This window comes from Reyranella sp. (genome assembly GCF_965279465.1).
In the GTDB taxonomy this organism is placed as follows: domain Bacteria; phylum Pseudomonadota; class Alphaproteobacteria; order Reyranellales; family Reyranellaceae; genus Reyranella.
This window is the reverse complement of sequence record NZ_OZ257242.1, coordinates 1,664,683-1,679,707: the sequence shown is the minus strand read 5'-3', so window position 1 is coordinate 1,679,707 and position 15,025 is coordinate 1,664,683. Positions and strand designations below refer to the sequence as shown.

Annotated in this window: 17 protein-coding genes; 7 read left to right on the top strand and 10 right to left on the bottom strand. The window is 66.5% G+C overall.

The features are described 5' to 3' along the window. The 4 genes from gshB to rsmI are packed head-to-tail and all read right to left on the bottom strand — an operon-like array spanning nt 1 to nt 3,152. Entirely contained in the window at nt 1-963 is a 963-nt protein-coding gene (gene gshB, locus ACQY8M_RS08190) for a glutathione synthase (protein ID WP_428670695.1), read from the bottom strand. 57 nt (nt 964-1,020) lie between these two features. Then, complete coding sequence (locus tag ACQY8M_RS08185; protein ID WP_428670693.1) at nt 1,021-1,866, bottom strand: SirB1 family protein; 846 nt, start codon at nt 1,864-1,866, stop codon at nt 1,021-1,023. A gap of 3 nt (nt 1,867-1,869) precedes the next feature. Continuing rightward, nucleotides 1,870-2,235 carry a YraN family protein gene (locus ACQY8M_RS08180; RefSeq protein WP_428670691.1) on the bottom strand — a complete coding sequence of 122 codons (366 nt, stop codon included), beginning with the start codon at nt 2,233-2,235 and terminating at the stop codon, nt 1,870-1,872. 2 nt (nt 2,236-2,237) lie between these two features. After that, nucleotides 2,238-3,152 carry a 16S rRNA (cytidine(1402)-2'-O)-methyltransferase gene (rsmI, locus tag ACQY8M_RS08175; protein WP_428670689.1) on the bottom strand — a complete coding sequence of 305 codons (915 nt, stop codon included), beginning with the start codon at nt 3,150-3,152 and terminating at the stop codon, nt 2,238-2,240. Nucleotides 3,153-3,181: 29 nt separating this feature from the next. On the opposite strand from rsmI, the gene ACQY8M_RS08170 reads away from it, so the two are divergent. Both ACQY8M_RS08170 and ACQY8M_RS08165 read left to right on the top strand, forming a co-directional pair. After that, nucleotides 3,182-4,348 (top strand): penicillin-binding protein activator, encoded by a 1,167-nt coding sequence (locus ACQY8M_RS08170; protein ID WP_428670687.1) that lies wholly within the window; start codon nt 3,182-3,184, stop codon nt 4,346-4,348. A gap of 1 nt (nt 4,349) precedes the next feature. Next, a complete protein-coding gene (locus ACQY8M_RS08165) occupies nt 4,350-5,072 on the top strand; it encodes an HAD family hydrolase (RefSeq protein ID WP_428670685.1) in 723 nt (240 codons plus the stop codon). A gap of 75 nt (nt 5,073-5,147) precedes the next feature. Here the strand turns inward: ACQY8M_RS08165 and ACQY8M_RS08160 are convergent, their stop codons facing one another. The 3 genes from ACQY8M_RS08160 to ACQY8M_RS08150 are packed head-to-tail and all read right to left on the bottom strand — an operon-like array spanning nt 5,148 to nt 7,663. Next, nucleotides 5,148-5,522 (bottom strand): (2Fe-2S) ferredoxin domain-containing protein, encoded by a 375-nt coding sequence (locus tag ACQY8M_RS08160; protein WP_428670683.1) that lies wholly within the window; start codon nt 5,520-5,522, stop codon nt 5,148-5,150. Between the two features lie 4 nt (nt 5,523-5,526). Next, nucleotides 5,527-5,784, bottom strand: coding sequence for a DUF6489 family protein (locus ACQY8M_RS08155; RefSeq protein WP_428670681.1), 258 nt, complete (start codon nt 5,782-5,784; stop codon nt 5,527-5,529). A 28-nt stretch (nt 5,785-5,812) separates the two neighbouring features. After that, on the bottom strand, nt 5,813-7,663 hold the full coding sequence (locus ACQY8M_RS08150) for a DUF3857 domain-containing protein (RefSeq protein ID WP_428670679.1): 1,851 nt from the start codon (nt 7,661-7,663) through the stop codon (nt 5,813-5,815). A 215-nt stretch (nt 7,664-7,878) separates the two neighbouring features. On the opposite strand from ACQY8M_RS08150, the gene ACQY8M_RS08145 reads away from it, so the two are divergent. Genes ACQY8M_RS08145 through ACQY8M_RS08135 form a run of 3 tightly spaced genes read left to right on the top strand, consistent with a single transcriptional unit; the run spans nt 7,879 to nt 11,493 of the window. Further along, a complete protein-coding gene (locus ACQY8M_RS08145) occupies nt 7,879-9,036 on the top strand; it encodes a diaminopropionate ammonia-lyase (RefSeq protein ID WP_428670677.1) in 1,158 nt (385 codons plus the stop codon). Further along, nucleotides 9,033-11,063, top strand: a complete 2,031-nt coding sequence (locus ACQY8M_RS08140; RefSeq protein ID WP_428670675.1) for a thioredoxin domain-containing protein — start codon at nt 9,033-9,035, stop codon at nt 11,061-11,063. Before ACQY8M_RS08145 ends, ACQY8M_RS08140 begins: the two co-directional genes overlap by 4 nt. A gap of 7 nt (nt 11,064-11,070) precedes the next feature. Further along, nucleotides 11,071-11,493: a DUF2267 domain-containing protein gene (locus ACQY8M_RS08135; RefSeq protein ID WP_428670673.1), complete on the top strand. Its 423-nt coding sequence runs from the start codon at nt 11,071-11,073 to the stop codon at nt 11,491-11,493. 315 nt (nt 11,494-11,808) lie between these two features. Here ACQY8M_RS08135 and ACQY8M_RS08130 read toward each other — a convergent pair whose 3' ends face one another. The 3 genes from ACQY8M_RS08130 to ACQY8M_RS08120 all read right to left on the bottom strand — a co-directional run bounded on the left by ACQY8M_RS08130 (nt 11,809) and on the right by ACQY8M_RS08120 (nt 13,213). Then, nucleotides 11,809-12,114: a HigA family addiction module antitoxin gene (locus ACQY8M_RS08130; protein WP_428670671.1), complete on the bottom strand. Its 306-nt coding sequence runs from the start codon at nt 12,112-12,114 to the stop codon at nt 11,809-11,811. Continuing rightward, nucleotides 12,114-12,551 carry a type II toxin-antitoxin system RelE/ParE family toxin gene (locus tag ACQY8M_RS08125; protein ID WP_428670669.1) on the bottom strand — a complete coding sequence of 146 codons (438 nt, stop codon included), beginning with the start codon at nt 12,549-12,551 and terminating at the stop codon, nt 12,114-12,116. The genes ACQY8M_RS08130 and ACQY8M_RS08125 overlap by 1 nt, the downstream gene beginning before the upstream one ends. Before the next feature lie 92 nt (nt 12,552-12,643). Beyond that, a complete protein-coding gene (locus tag ACQY8M_RS08120; RefSeq protein WP_428670667.1) occupies nt 12,644-13,213 on the bottom strand; it encodes a pyridoxamine 5'-phosphate oxidase family protein in 570 nt (189 codons plus the stop codon). Between the two features lie 134 nt (nt 13,214-13,347). Here ACQY8M_RS08120 and ACQY8M_RS08115 point away from each other — a divergent pair, with 134 nt between their 5' ends. Continuing rightward, nucleotides 13,348-14,115: a helix-turn-helix transcriptional regulator gene (locus ACQY8M_RS08115; RefSeq protein ID WP_428670665.1), complete on the top strand. Its 768-nt coding sequence runs from the start codon at nt 13,348-13,350 to the stop codon at nt 14,113-14,115. Between the two features lie 166 nt (nt 14,116-14,281). Then, nucleotides 14,282-15,025 carry a creatininase family protein gene (locus ACQY8M_RS08110; RefSeq protein WP_428670663.1) on the top strand — a complete coding sequence of 248 codons (744 nt, stop codon included), beginning with the start codon at nt 14,282-14,284 and terminating at the stop codon, nt 15,023-15,025.

Here is a 15,025-nt window from a genome sequence, read left to right as displayed (position 1 = left end):
TCATGCATGACCCCCGCGCGTTTCCTGATAGCGGACCTCGATGCGGTCCCAGATCTGCGCTTCCAGCGACACGCCGTCGAAGCGGTTGATCTGCTGCAGGCCGGTCGGCGACGTAACGTTGATCTCGGTGAGCCAGTTCCCGATCACGTCGATGCCGACGAAGATCATGCCGCGCTTTGCGAGTTCCGGGCCGATGATCTCGCAGATCTCGTGGTCGCGCCTGGTGAGCGTGTCCTTCACCGCCTTGCCGCCGACGTGCATGTTGGAGCGCGCCTCGCCTTCGGCCGGCACGCGGTTGACCACCCCCGCCGCCTTGCCGTCGACCAGGATGATGCGCTTGTCGCCCTGCCGCACCTCGGGAAGGTAGCGCTGGGCAATCACGGGCTCCCGGCTGCGCTGCGAGAACATCTCGAGCAGCGAGGCGAAGTTCTCGTCGCCCGGCCGAAGGCGGAACACGCCCGCGCCACCGTTGCCGAACAGCGGCTTGATGATGATGTCCTGATGCTCGTCGCGGAACTCGCGCAGGGCGCGCGCATCGGCAGTGATCAGGGTCGGCGGCATGACGTTGTCGAAATGCGTGACGTAGAGCTTCTCCGGCGCGTTGCGAACGGCGGCCGGATCGTTGACCACCAGGGTCTTCGGATGGATGTGCTCCAAGAGATGCGTGGTCGTGATGTACGACATGTCGAAGGGCGGATCCTGGCGCAGCAGGATGACATCGAATGTCGAAAGGTCGACGATCTCGGCCGCACCCAACGTGAAGTGATTGCCTTTCTCGCGCCTGAGCTTCATCGGCTGGGCGCGCGCCATCACCTTGCGATCGCGGAAGATCAACTCGGGCGGCGTATAGTGCCAGACCTCATAGCCGCGCCGCTCGGCTTCCAGGCCCAGCACGAAGGTCGAATCGCCATCGATGTCGATCGTCGACACATGGTCCATCTGGATGGCGACCTTGAGCTTCATCTAGTTCTCCGACGCATTCCATTTCCTCCTCATGTGAATGGGGAGGACTCTCTTCATTCAGTTAAGCCCGCGCCGCAGTTCCTGCAACAGGGCAGAGGCACGCTGGCGAAGCTCGCCATCGGCCCGCGCCGTCGCCGTCGCCAGGAAGCGCTCGAAGGCGGCGATCGCGGCGCGGCGCTTGTCGAGCCGCGCATTGATCTGGCCGGCTTCGAACAGCAGCTCCGCCCGGTCAGGCGCGATCGCCAGCATGCGGTCGAGCGAGCGCGACGCCCCGGCCCAGTCCTCGCGCTTGGCAAGACGCAGCCGCACGTTGTTCTCCAGCCGCAGCAGCACGTCGCGGTCGGGCACGCCATCGAAATGCTCGGGGCTGAGATCGGCCTGGGGCCCCAGCACGCGTTGCAGCAGGCCTCGCATCTCTGCGGCGTCGCAGGCGAGCCCGTTATTGAACGGGTCGAGCACGTGCCGGGCGCCGTCGATCTCGATCCGGATCAGGAAATGGCCGGGAAAGGCCAGGCCCTCGGACTCCCAACCCTGGGCGCGCGCGACGTGCAGATAGAGGATCGACAGCGCGACCGGCAAGCCCTTGCGGCGCTCGATGACCTTCGCGAAGTCGGCGTTCTGAAGATCGTCATAGGTTTCGCTGTCGCCGCGATAGCCGTAGGCGCTGGCGATCACGTCGGCCAGGCGGTCGGGCTGCGCGCCGCGCCGGCGCACCAGGTCGGCGAGGTCGCGCGTGATCGCCATGACGTGCTGACGCAATGGCGCGAGATCGATCGCCTCGTCGCGCTGCAGGATGCTGAGGATCAGCGCCGCCTCGAAAAGATCGACGCGCTCGCCCTCGCCATCACACAGTTCGCGCAACCGGGCGAGATGCGCGTTGGTCTCTGCAGAGTCGAGCGGCACCGACTATTCCGGTGCGCGCCAGACGTCCTGCAGGTGGCGCGGCCACAGCCCGACCACCAGCATGGCATCGTAGCGCAGCGAATGCGCGGCATAGTGCGGATGGCGCGCCACGAACAGGCTGGCTGCCGCGGCAACCCGGCCGAACTGCCGGCCGTGGAGCGAGAAGCCCGCAGTCTGGAGATCAGCGCGCGCCTTGACCTCGACGAAGGCCAGCACCCCGCCCCGCCGTGCCACGATGTCGATCTCGCCGAGCCTGGTCTTGTAGCGGCGCGCCAGAATCGAATAACCCGCCAGTCGCAAACGCCACACCGCCCGCCATTCGGCCGCATGGCCCAGGCGATTGGCTTGCCGGCGGGTCTCGATATTCATGATCAGCCCTTGCGCTTGAGCTCGAGAGCGCGAGCATAGACGTCGCGGCGCTTAAGTCCAAAGCGCGCTGCGATTTCGGCTGCGGCATCCTTGACCGAGGCGCCCGCCATCGCTTGTCGCAATGCAGCATCGAGCGCTTCGCCCGGCGGTGCGGCGGCTTCGCCCGGTGGCCCGATCACCAGGACGATCTCGCCCCTCACCTCGGCCTGCGCGGCGTAGTGCGCGGCGAGATCGGTCAGGGGCGCCCGGCGCACCTCCTCGAACATCTTGGTGAGCTCGCGCGCGACCGCGGCCGGCCGCTCTCCCAGAAGTTCTCCGAGATCGGCGAGCGACGCCGCCAGGCGATGCGGCGCCTCGAAGAAGACGAGCGTCGCCGGCACCTGCGCCGCCTCTGCAATCGCGCGGCGCCGCTCCGCCGGCTTCGCCGGCAGGAAGCCGCCGAAGTAGAAGCGGTCGGTCGGCAGGCCCGCCAGGGCGAGCGCCATCGGCACCGCCGAGGGGCCCGGGGCCACGGTCACGGCGTGACCGCCGGCCACTGCCGCGCGCACCAGGCGATAGCCGGGATCGGAGATCAGGGGCATACCGGCGTCGGAGACCAGGGCCACACGCTTGCCTTCGGCGAGCGCACGCAGCAGGCGCGGCTCCGAGGCATCCTGCGTCGCATCGCTGTAGGACACGGTCGGCACGGCGATCCCGTAATGGCCCGCCAGCTTGGCGAAGACGCGCGTGTCCTCGCAGGCTATCAGGTCGACGGCGCGCAACACGTCGAGCGCCCGCAAGGTGATGTCGCGCAAGTTGCCGATCGGGGTCGCGACGATGTGCAGGCCCGGCCCGACCCGCTGCTCCGATCGCCGATCCGGTGGCGGTTTACCTTGGGCCTCCCCGCCGCTAGCTTGTAAATACTCGTTGCTGTCCATCTGCACCCGTCCGCCGGAGTTCTGCGCTGATGCGTTTGCCCCTTCTCGCGCTTGCCGCCGTCGCCCTTCTGCTGGGTGCCTGCACCGAGCCGCCGCAGCGTAGCACGCCGCTACCGCCGAGGCCCACGCAACCACAGGCCGGCTCGCCGACCACCGCCTCCGGGAAGGCACGCATCGCAATGCTGCTGCCGCTCACCGGGCGGGCCGCACCGATCGGCCAGGCCATGCAGCAGGCGGCCGAGATGGCGCTGTTCGACTCCGGCAGCAAGGATCTCGCCCTTGCGGCCTATGACAGCGGCGACACCGGCGACAGCGCCGTCGAGGCCTACAAGCGCGCGCAGACCGACGGCGCGGCCCTGATCCTGGGGCCACTGTTCGGCGCCTCGGCCGCCGCCCTCGCGCCGTTGCGCCGCAGTGACCGTATCAACATCATCTCCTTCTCCAACGACGAAAGCGTGGCGCAGGCCGGTCTCTGGGTCATGGGCATCGCCGCCCCGCCGCAGGTCCGCCGCGTCGTCGACCACAGCATATCCGCCGGCATCAGGCGCTTCGCCGTCTTCGCACCTCGCACGACCTACGGTGACCAGATGGGACGCACGCTGGAAAGCCAGGTCGCCATCCGCGGCGGAACGGTGGTCACGTCGGAATTCTACGACGAGGGCGCCGACCTCGGCGCCGCCTCCAGGCGCCTCGCCGACGCGGCCAAGGGCGAGGGCAGGCTCGCCATCCTGGTCCCCGTCTCGCCCCCCCGTGTGACGACGGTGCTGGCATCTCTCACCGGCGCCGGGGTGGATCTGAAATCGGTGCAGCTGATCGGCACCGGCGTCTGGGACGTGCCCGGAATCGGCTCGGAAACCATGCTGCAGGGCGCCTGGTATGCCGCTCCCGATCCGGCCCGGCGCGCCGATTTCGAGCGCAAGTTCGTGGCGACCTATGGCCGGCCGCCGCAGCGTCTGGCGACGCTCGCCTACGACGCGGTGGGCCTGGCCGGCCAGCTCGCCCGGCTGAAGCCCGGCGGCGATTTCTCGGCCGAGGCGATTGCCAACCCCAACGGCTGGTACGGCGTCGACGGCATCTTCCGCTTCCTGCCCGACGGCCGCACCGAACGCGGGCTGGCAGTGATCGAGATCCAGGGCGATCGCGGCGTGGTCGTCAGCCCCGCACCCAACACCTTTGCCGGGTGGCCGACGAACTGAGATGCCCCACCTGCCGCGCGCCATCCTGTTCGACCTCGACGACACGCTGATCCGGGCCTACGCGCAACCCGAGGAGGCGTGGACGCGCCTGCTGCACGTCTTCTCCGCTCATCTCGATGCCCATGATCCCGCGGCGCTCGAACGGATTCGGGTCGCGATCATGGAGGAGGCGCGCGCCTTCTGGAGCGATCGCGCCGAAGCCGCCAGGTGGCGGCTCGATATCCCGGGCGCCCGGCGGCTCTCCGTGCGGCGCGGACTGGAAAAGCTCGGCCGTCGCGACGAGGCGCTGGCCGACCGCATCGCCGACGCCTTCACCGAGCTGCGCCGTTCGGAGTACCGGCTCTATCCCGACGCTCACGCCACCGTCGACGCCCTGCGTGACCGCGGCGTCAGGCTTGCGCTGGTCACCAACGGCGCGGGCGAGACGCAGCGTGCCAAGATCGAACGGTTCGATCTCGCCCACCGCTTCCATCACATCCAGATCGAGGGCGAATTCGGTCAGGGCAAGCCCGAGCTCGCGGTCTACCGCCACGCGCTGGAGCGGCTGGGCTGCGACGCCTGCGATGCCTGGATGGTCGGCGACAATTACGAATGGGAAGTCGAGGCGCCGCAGAAGCTCGGGGTCTGCGGCATCTGGTACGATCCGTTCGACGCCGGAATTCCCGCCCATGCCACCGCCCAGCCCGCGCGCGTGATCAGGCGACTGGGGGAATTGCTCGAGTAGTCATGCTCTTCCGGACCGCGAGCTTCCAGCTCGCTCAAGCTCATGAGCGAGCTGGAAGCTCGCGGTCCAGAAGAGTCAGGCCCTGACGCGGTCCTTCGGAAGCTTGTCGGCGGTTTGCAGCATCAGGCGCTCGACCCGGCCACCTTCGACCAGATGCTTCTCCAGCACCTCGTCGATCTCTTCCCGGGTCGATACCGAGTACCAGACGCCTTCGGGATAGATCACCATCGTCGGTCCGAGCTCGCAGCGATCGAGACAGCCGGCACTGTTGATGCGCACGTTATTGAGGCCGAGTGCCTTGGCCTTGCTCTTCATGTAGTCGCGCAAGCCCTCGCCACCCCGCTCCGCGCAGGAACCGCGCGGATGGCCGTCGGCCCGACGGTTGGTGCAGCAGAAGACATGCGCGTCGTAATAGGGCGCGGGATCGGTGGGCTTCTCGCGGACGCTCATCACGCTACTCCTTCTTGCCCGAGGCGATGTTGGCGAGCTGCGACCAGAACATCTGCTGGAGCTGTTGCACCTGCTCGACGCCCTGCATCGAGGCGGGCAGCCAGGTCTTGAAGACCGTCTCGGGGTTCATCGCGTTGAGGCTCGACCGCAGGCGCTCCTCGATCTCGCCCAGGACGCGCTGCTGCATCGGCCCGAGATCGGGCAGGCCGAAGAAGGCGCGAGCCTCCTCGGGCGTACAGGTCACTTCGACGTTCACTTTCATCATCGACCTCCGTTCGGCCAACCCTAGTCTAAAGCGGCCGATCGAACACCACCACGGCGCGGTAATCGCGGCGAATGTTCGACATCAGGCCGATCAGCTCGTGCGACTGATCTGCCGCGCAGACCTGGCCCTGCGGCCGCGCCGTGAATTCGCGCCGCACCGACAGGGTGCCGTCGCTGAAGACGTAGCTCGAGGTGTATTCCGCGATCGACGTCGTCCAGTGCCGGTCGGCCGGCAGCCGCGTCGGCTTCAACCCCGGCGACACCTTCACCTCGATCGTCTCGACCTGGCGCCCGGCATAGCACGGGAACGGATGCTGGCGTGGCCCATCCTGCACCCCGAGCAGGAAGCCGCCGGGCCGCGGCAGGAAACGCAACCCGCCCGGCGGCGACAGGGCCTCGCCGGCAGCGAGATCAATCGAGTCCGCCAGCTTGAATTTGGCCATCAGCAACACCTCAGGCGCCGTGTCGTCGCGCGTGGGCGATATCCAGGCGCCAGTTCCCGGGATGCCTTGGGAGCGCAGATGCGCCGCCGCCCGGTTGACTGTCAGGCCGGCGGCCATCCAACCCTTGAGGTCGGTCGCCATGGCTCCCTTGGCATGCTCGCGGGTCGTGCCGCTGATGCGGCCGTCCGCCGAGATGGTCGCGACCGTGGCGGCTTCACTGACATTGTCCTCGACCCGCAGCGACGGCGTGCGGCCGACGCGCGACTCGCCGTCGACGGCGTGCACGACCGGCTTGTCGTAGAGGCCCCACGGCAAGACGCCAAAAGCCGCGGTGTTCCAGGTCGGATCGACATACAGATCGAGCTCCGGCACGTAGAGGATGACGTGATTGAAGTCGGCCACCGGCGTCTCGGGCAGGACGTAGCGCGCGAGGCTGGTGTTGATCAGCACCGCTTCGCTGGCGATTCCCCGCGCAGCCAGCAGCGCGGCCAGCAAGGCCGTGTCCGCCTTGCAGTCGCCATAGCGATTGGCGATCGTCGCGTCGGCGGGTGCCGGCGCCAGCGTACCCTGGCCGACCGAAACCGCCACGTAGCGCACGTTCTGGGCCACCCATTCGGACAGCAGGCGCGCCTGCGTCGCGCGATCCGAGCCAGCCCCGACGATCTTCGCCGCCAGTTCCGTCACGCCAGGCGTCACCGCCGCCGCCGACGCATGCAGCTTGCCGTAGTGATCGCCGATCTCGGCATAGGACTTGAAGGTCGAAACCGAGAAGCGGTCCGACCAATCGTAGTCCGAGGTCGCCCCTGGCTCGGCCGGAACCGCCATGTCATTCGACCACGAAAAGATGTGACGAACCCGTTCGCCCGCGCTCTCCGTCCGGTACTGGACGCCGTGATGTTCGACGAGAAGCGGCAGCGCGGCCGGAACGTCGATCGTCATCTCAGAGCCCTTGACCCTCGCGAGGCTCCTGAGCGGCGCGGTCCAGGAGAAACCGGGCCAGCTCGTGGAGAAGCGCTTCAGGCGATAGACGTATCGAATGGAATCGCCCGCTGCCACGTCGGGAAAGACGACGCTCTTGGTGCGCGTGTCGCTGTACATCGCCACGTCGCGCGGCACCTGCGGGGCGATATCGAGGATGCGGTCCGGGCCGACCGGAATCTTGCGGCCGTCGGCCTTCACCGTCGCGGCATCGAGGATCTCGATCGTCTCCTGGCCGGACACGTAGGACAGATCGACCCTCGCGCCGTTTCTTGCCGCCTGGGCATCGTGCGCCTGGCGCTCGATCTCGAAGGTCCCCGTCGGCAGGCCCTTGTCGTCCAGGACATAGGCATAGCGCATCACGGTCCAGGTGAAACCGGAGTCCTGCGCCGTGGCCGGGACGAACGGCCAAAGGAGCAGCCAGGCCAGCGCAATCCATCTCGTCCTGTCGATCACCAAGCCCACAGGCGCTGACTTTGTCCGTTTTGGTAGCTGCGATCGGCTTGCTGGGAGCGCGGCTCTCCAGAGCCGCTCATGGGATGGGGCAATCCGAGGAAGAGCGGCTCTGGAGAGCCGCGCTCCCGGCGGACGAACGTTAGCGCCAATGACCACGAAGCCCCCGTCTGCGCCCGGTTTCCCTGCGCCGAGGATCGGCGTATGGACGGAAGATCATGACGCATGACTGGCTCGCCCGAAATCCCCGCGCCCGGCTCGACATGCCGTTTGGCCGCGAACAGCAGTATGTCGTCAATCCCAACGGCATCCCCGAGCTGCTCGACGAGCTGAAGGCCTGCCCCGCCCATAAGGTGACACCGCTCCATTCCCTGCCCGCGTTGGCCAGGCGTCTCGGCGTCGGCGAGCTGCGCGTCAAGGACGAGAGCCACCGCTTCGGCTTCGGCGCCTTCAAGGCGCTGGGTGGCGTCATCGCCGTGTACAATGTGCTGTCGGGCGCCGTCGGCGAGGCCCACCACAATTCGACGACCTTCGAGGAGCTGCTGAAGGGCGGCCATCGAGCGATCACCGCCAATTATACCTTCGCGACCGCCAGCTCGGGCAATCACGGCCGCGCCGTTGCGGCCGGCGCCAGGCTGTTCGGCAACCGCTGCTTCATCTTCCTGCCGAAGTTCACCTCCGACGAGAAGGAAGCGGCTATCCGCGCGCGCGGCGCCGAGGTCATCCGCGTGGACGGCGATTACGACACTGCCGTCGCCGAGTGCCGGCGCAAGTCGGAAGAGAACGGCTGGACGATCATCTCCGACACCTCGTGGGAAGGCTATGAGGACATCCCACGCTCGGTGATGCGCGGCTACACCGTGCTGGTCGAGGAGGTCGTTCGCCAGTGGCGGTCCGGCCCGACGCACGTCTTCGTGCAGGCCGGCGTTGGCGGCCTTGCCGCTGCGGTGATCGGCTATCTGTGGGCACGCTACGAACCGCGCCCGCGCTTCATCGTCGTCGAGCCTGAGAGCGCCGACTGCTGGTTCCAGAGCAATGCCGCCGGCAAACCCACGCTGGCCAGCGGGAATGCCGACACCGTGATGGGCGGCCTCGCCTGCCGCGAGATCTCGCCGGTGACATGGCCGGTGGTGGGGCTCGCGACCGACTGGTTCATGACCATCACCGAGGACGAGGTGATGCCCGCCCGCAAGCTGCTCGCCCATCCTCTCGACGGCGATCCGGCGATCGCGTCGGGTCCGTCGGGCTGCGCCGGGCTGGCCGGCCTCGTCCGCGTCTGCACCGACGAGGCCGCCTTCAAGGAACTGGGTCTCGACAGGACGAGCCGTGTCCTGGTGATCAGCAGCGAAGGCAACCTTGGCGAGGGCGCCGTATGAACCGTCTCGGCAGCGAGACCAGCCCCTACCTGCTGCAGCACGCGAACAACCCCGTGCACTGGTGGCCGTGGGGCGAGGAGGCGCTGGCCGAGGCACAGCGCACCAACCGGCCGATCCTGCTCTCGGTCGGCTATGCCGCGTGCCACTGGTGCCACGTCATGGCGCACGAGAGCTTTGAATCGCCGGCCGTCGCGGCGGTGATGAATGCGCTGTTCGTCAACATCAAGGTCGACCGCGAGGAGCGGCCGGACGTCGACGCGATCTACATGCAGGCGCTGCAGATCATGGGCGAGCATGGCGGCTGGCCACTCACCATGTTCTGCACGCCGCAGGGCGATCCGTTCTGGGGCGGCACCTATTTCCCGCATCCCGCCAAATATGGCCGGCCGAGCTTCATCGACGTGCTGCAGGGCGTGGCACAGGCATTCCGCGAGAAGCCGCAGGACGTCGAGACCAACCGCGCCGGGCTGCTCCGGGCGCTGCGGTCGAAGGCCGTCAACAAGGCGGTCGAGTTCGCAGGCGACGGCCCGTTGTTCCCGCTCTCACTGCTCGACCAGATCGCCGACCGAATTTCGCAGCAATGCAATTTCGAATGGGGCGGCTTCGGCCAGGCGCCGAAATTCCCGTCGCCTTACGTCTTCGAGCTGCTGTGGCGCGGTTGGTTGCGCAGTCGCAGCAACACGAAGCTGCGCGACGCGGTCACCGTCACGCTCGACCGCATGTGCCAGGGCGGCATCTACGATCACCTGGGCGGCGGATTCGCGCGCTACGCCACCGACAATGAATGGTTGATCCCGCACTTCGAGAAGATGCTCTACGACAACGCACAGCTGATCGACCTGCTATGCCTCGTCTGGCAGGAGACCGGGAGCCCTCTCTACGCCGCGCGCATCGCCGAAACCTGCGACTGGACCCTGCGCGAGATGGTGGCCGAAAGCGGCGGCTTTGCCGCAACCTATGACGCCGATTCCGAAGGCGTCGAGGGCAAGTTCTATGTCTGGGACCTGAGCGAGATAGATGCCGTGCTCGGTGCCGACGACGGCGCGTTCTTTCGCGCAGCCTATGACGTCACACCGGGCGGGAACTGGGAACACCACAACATCCTCCATCGCAATCGCGCGCCCGCGCTCCTGAGCGATGCCGAGGAGCAGCGGCTCGCCGGCCTGCGCGCCAGATTGAAGGCTGTCCGGGACAAGCGGGTCTGGCCGGGCTGGGACGACAAGGTGCTGGCCGACTGGAACGGCCTGATGATTGCGGCGCTCGCGAACGCGTCGGCCGTCTTCGAGCGCGACGACTGGCTGACCGCCGCCGTGCGCGCCTGGCGTTTCGTCATCGACCGGATGCGCGACGAGAACGGCCGCCTGTTCCATTCTCATCGCGCCGGCAAGCGGCTGCATCGCGGCACGCTCGACGACTACGCCAACATGGCCCGCGCGGGCGTGGCGCTGTTCGAGGTCACGGGCGAACCGGCTTACCTCGACGAGGCGCAAGCGCTGATCGCCGTGCTCGACCGGCATTTCGCAGACCCCGAGGCCGGCGGGTACTTCATGACCGCCGACGACGCGGCGGACCTGATCGTGCGCAGCAAGCATTGCCACGACAACGCCTCCCCCGCCGGCAACGGCACGCTGGTCGGCGTGTTCGCACGGCTCTGGGTGCTGACCGGCGATGTCGTCTGGCACGAGAAGGCCCGCCGTCAGGTCGCGGCTTTCGCGGGCGAGCTGGACAGCAACTTCTTCCCGCTGATGACCCTGCTCAACGGTTACGAGACCCTGCAGAGCGCCGTCGAGCTGGTGATCGTCGGCGATCCTTCGGCCACCGCCACCGAAGCCCTGCGCCGCGCTCTCTACGCCAGGAGCCTGCCCGACAAGATCGTCCGCCGCCTGTCCCCGGCCAGCCCGCTCCCGGCGCATCATCCTGCCGCCGGCAAGGGCCTCGTGGATGGCAATCCTGCTCTTTACGTGTGCCGCAACATGTCCTGCGAGGCCCCGATCACCGAGCCCGAACGGGTCGACCGGATCTTCTGAAGGCACCATGCCGGTACCTCTGGAATACAAGCGCGCGTCGGAGGAGTTCCTGAAATTCCTTGTCGATGCGCGTGACATCGCGATGCTGTCCACGACCAACCAGGCCTACACGATGGTGCAAGGCGTGCTCATGACCTTCCGCCGTCGCCTCGACGTCAAGGATGCCATCGCTTTTGCCGCGGTCCTGCCGCCGGTCCTCCGCGCCATCTTCGTGACGGACTGGGACATCGACGCTCCACGTCCGGATTTCACCGATCGCGAGGCCCTTACGCGGGAGGTCCAGTCTCTGCGTCCCGACCACAACCTCTCCCCCGACTCCTCGATCCGCGACGTGGCCCGCGCCTTGCGTCTCAACGTCGACGAACAGGCTCTGGACCGCGTGCTGGCGCAGTTGCGGGCTGGCGCGGCTTCCTTCTGGGATCCAACCTGATTCGGCAACGGACTGAGGCCGACCGCCGCCAGATAGGCCTCCAACGACGCGGTTTCGCGGGAAGGCATGACGGCGCCGGTATACCCGTCCGGCCGCACCAGCACGGACTCCCCGGGCGCCAACCCGTAGGCGTCGCGGAAGTGGCCGTCAGCGTCCGGTGTTCAGGTGTGGCATCGTTACAGATTGCTTGACGATGGGGCGCTATCTAGCTTCTGAAGCTGCGACGTTCGAGTTTTCTTGGCGTCGTCTTTCTTGGCGACGCACCGTTGCATGGCGGTTCCCTCGAATGTTTATCCGCCGCAGCGGCGCAAGCCGTCAGGCCGCCACCAAGGTCGGGATAGAAGACACATCCACCTCGCGCTCGGCGCGCTCCAGGTCGTAGGCGCGCTGCAGGTTGAGCCAGAACACCGGTCCGTTGCCGACCAGCTTGCCGAGGCGGACTGCCATGGCGACCGTGACCGGCTGCTTCTCACTCGTGATGTCGTGAAGCGTCTGCCGGGAGATGCCGAGCAGGCTGGCGATCTCCGTTTTCGACCGTCCGAGAGCAGGAAGAATGTCCTCGCGGAGAAGCTCACCCGGGTGCATCGCCGGCAGGCCTCGCTTGATCGTCTTGGTCGCCATCAGTGATAGTCCTCCACATCGATGTCGGTGACGTTCTCCCCATCCCAGCCGAACGTAATTCTCCAGTTGCCCGTGACGCGCACCGAATAGCGTCCCTTCTGATCACCCGTCAGGCTATGGAAGCGATAGCCTGGCAAGTCCATATCGCCCGGCCGTGAAGCGGCCTCCAACGCTCGCAGGATGCGGGCGACCCGCTTGTCGTCCTGAACGCTCAGGCCGCGCGGCTTCCCGGTCTCGAAAAAGCGCTGCAGGGCTTTGCTCTTGAATGACCTGATCACGGCGAAAAATGTAAGGTTATGCCTTACAGTCGTCAAGAGGAACACAAGGGCATACCTTGCGCATGCGTCGCCATTGGGCAATTGCTGCCGTCCGCCGGATCCATGACTATCCTTTGACTCGGTCGATTCTGGAAGCGGGCCGTGCAAGGTCGACCCCATTGCAGAGACCTTGCGGAGCGGCCATCAGCTCGAGACCACCGCGTGCTTTCACCGGAAGCTTGCGTCGACGACGTGGATGCGGTCCCGCGGCGTCAGCGCGGCGGCGCCATGCTGTCCGGAGAAAAGCCGGTCGGTAGACCATCGATGCTCTTCATGTTCTTCAGACCCCAGTATTTGCGGAGGTTATCGATGCCGTGCGTCGTCCAGTAGCGCACCAGGCTTCCCCGCTCCTGCTTGTAATCGAACAGTGGCACGCCCATGCCGCATGACGTCTGAACGAGGTCGACCGCAAGGCGGACGATCTGGCGTGCACCCGGAATTTCATCGAACCTTGCAACAAGGGCGGCGTATTCGGGCGTGCCGCGCATCAGCGATCGACCCTGGCCGTAGAGCCGCAGGATCACGGGATCGCCTTCGAAAGCGCAGAACATGATGGTCAAGCGCCTGTCGTCCGCGGCCAGGAGATGAGCACGTGTCTCGCTGCCGCTGCCGGTGCAATCGAGGTAGGCGACGTCATTGTCACCGAGCACCCGGAATGACGACAGCCCCTTGGGTGAAACGTTGATCCTGCCCTTCGGCGGGGCACTGGCGACGAAGAAGATCTTCTGCCGCTCGATGAAAGCCTTGTGCTCCGGCTCGATTCTCGAGAATTGCTTGCCCATCTCCGTCCATCCTCCGTGCAGCGACCGCGCCAGGCCGAAAACTACCATGAGCTGTGTACTGGTTTAATGGTGTGCCTTATCCCAGTATCCTTTGCACCATGAAGGCACGTGCTGCGACCACGCCTGCGCTTTCGATGAGCGATTTCCTGCGTGCGCTCCGCGAGCGTCAGTCCCCGGCAGACTTCGGACTTGCTGCGGGACCTCGACGACGCACGCCCGGGCTCCGGCGTGAGGAGGTCGCTCAACTTTGCGGGTTGAGCGTCACCTGGTACACATGGATCGAACAGGGCCGCGACGTGTCGGTGTCGCCGTCGGCGCTTACACGCCTCGCACGCGGCTTGCGCTTGTCACGGGCGGAGCGCACTTACCTTTTCGAGCTTGCCGGCAAGCGCGATCCGGACCGTCCGGGTGACAACGACGGACCACCCGAGGCCGTTCTCTCCTGCGTCAACGGGATCAACGGCCCCGCCTACATTCTCGATCGCGCGTGGAATGCGTGTTGCTGGAACGCAAAAGCATCTCGTCTCTTCACGGGCTGGCTCGACGCCAACGGCGAGCGCAACCTGTTGCGATACATTTTCCTCAGACCCGAGGCCCGGTCGTTGATACGGGATTGGCCAACCCGCGCGCACCGTGTCGTAGCCGAGTTCCGGGCCGCCGTGACCGGCTATGCCGACGATACGGAAATACGTCGCATCGTCGACGAATTGAGCGTTGCCAGTGTCGATTTCCAGCGTTGCTGGGCAACGCAAGGCGTCTTGGCACGCGAAGGCGGCAAGCGCGTTTTCAAGCATCCGACATTGGGCCTGATGCAATACCAGCAGGTATCGCTGTCACTCGCCGGCTGGCCGGATTATCGGCTCACGATGCTGCTGTCCGCGTCAACGGCACGGAAATCATGACGGGAATCTGATCCAATCCTGCCGCGCGGGGAACGACGCGGCAAAGGGTCGAAACAGGTAATTTTCGATGACGGAGGTGGTTGCTCGTGGGGAGTGCGCCACATCGGACGGAGGGCTGGGGCCTCGTGCTTTCCATGGTATCCTGCGGCAACACAGGAGTTCATTCGTGCAGCTTCAGCTCAAGACCTGGAAATTCGTCGAAGAGTATCTCAAGACCAAGACCGGCATCATCATCCCGATCGGCTCGACCGAGCAGCACGGGCCGACCGGGCTGATCGGCACCGACGCGCTGACCGCCGAGATGATCGGCCGCGGCGTCGGCGAGAAGGTCGGTGCGCTGGTCGCCCCGACCATCTCGGTCGGCATGGCGCAGCATCATCTCGATTTCGCGGGCTCGATCACGCTCAAGCCGACGACCCTGATCGCGGTGGTGCGCGACAACGTCCTGTCGCTGGCGCGGCACGGCTTCACACGCTTCTTCTTCGTGAACGGCCACGGCGGCAACATCGCCACGGTGACGGCCGCCTTTTCCGAGATCTACGCCGAGCGCTCGATGGAGCGGCTGTCCAATCAGCCCTCGATCAAGTGCGCCCTGCGGAACTGGTGGGACAGTGCGGCGATCAAGCAGCTCAGCCGCGAGCTTTATCCGACCGGCGAAGGCAGCCACGCCACCGCCTCGGAAGTGGCGCTCACCTGGTACAAATATCCGGAGACGATGGACCGCACGCAGCTCGAGCCGCGCATCGCGCCGAACGGCTCGTTCGCCGACGCCGAGGACTATCGCCGCGCCTTCCCCGACGGCCGCATCGGCTCCGACCCGAGCCAGGCCACGCCCGAGCACGGCAAGCGCTTCTACGACACCGCGGTCGAGGATGTGGCGCGCGACTATCAATCGTGGGTCTCGCGCTGA

Excerpts from the sequence above, each read along its gene's own strand:
- gshB (WP_428670695.1), bottom strand. The coding sequence starts at position 963 with ATGAAGCTCAAGGTCGCCATCCAGATGGACCATGTGTCGACGATCGAC.
- ACQY8M_RS08180 (WP_428670691.1), bottom strand. The coding sequence starts at position 2,235 with ATGAATATCGAGACCCGCCGGCAAGCCAATCGCCTGGGCCATGCGGCC.
- rsmI (WP_428670689.1), bottom strand. The coding sequence starts at position 3,152 with ATGGACAGCAACGAGTATTTACAAGCTAGCGGCGGGGAGGCCCAAGGT.
- ACQY8M_RS08170 (WP_428670687.1), top strand. The coding sequence starts at position 3,182 with ATGCGTTTGCCCCTTCTCGCGCTTGCCGCCGTCGCCCTTCTGCTGGGT.
- ACQY8M_RS08165 (WP_428670685.1), top strand. The coding sequence starts at position 4,350 with ATGCCCCACCTGCCGCGCGCCATCCTGTTCGACCTCGACGACACGCTG.
- ACQY8M_RS08160 (WP_428670683.1), bottom strand. The coding sequence starts at position 5,522 with ATGAGCGTCCGCGAGAAGCCCACCGATCCCGCGCCCTATTACGACGCG.
- ACQY8M_RS08155 (WP_428670681.1), bottom strand. The coding sequence starts at position 5,784 with ATGAAAGTGAACGTCGAAGTGACCTGTACGCCCGAGGAGGCTCGCGCC.
- ACQY8M_RS08145 (WP_428670677.1), top strand. The coding sequence starts at position 7,879 with ATGACGCATGACTGGCTCGCCCGAAATCCCCGCGCCCGGCTCGACATG.
- ACQY8M_RS08140 (WP_428670675.1), top strand. The coding sequence starts at position 9,033 with ATGAACCGTCTCGGCAGCGAGACCAGCCCCTACCTGCTGCAGCACGCG.
- ACQY8M_RS08135 (WP_428670673.1), top strand. The coding sequence starts at position 11,071 with ATGCCGGTACCTCTGGAATACAAGCGCGCGTCGGAGGAGTTCCTGAAA.
- ACQY8M_RS08130 (WP_428670671.1), bottom strand. The coding sequence starts at position 12,114 with ATGGCGACCAAGACGATCAAGCGAGGCCTGCCGGCGATGCACCCGGGT.
- ACQY8M_RS08125 (WP_428670669.1), bottom strand. The coding sequence starts at position 12,551 with ATGGGGTCGACCTTGCACGGCCCGCTTCCAGAATCGACCGAGTCAAAG.
- ACQY8M_RS08120 (WP_428670667.1), bottom strand. The coding sequence starts at position 13,213 with ATGGGCAAGCAATTCTCGAGAATCGAGCCGGAGCACAAGGCTTTCATC.
- ACQY8M_RS08115 (WP_428670665.1), top strand. The coding sequence starts at position 13,348 with ATGAGCGATTTCCTGCGTGCGCTCCGCGAGCGTCAGTCCCCGGCAGAC.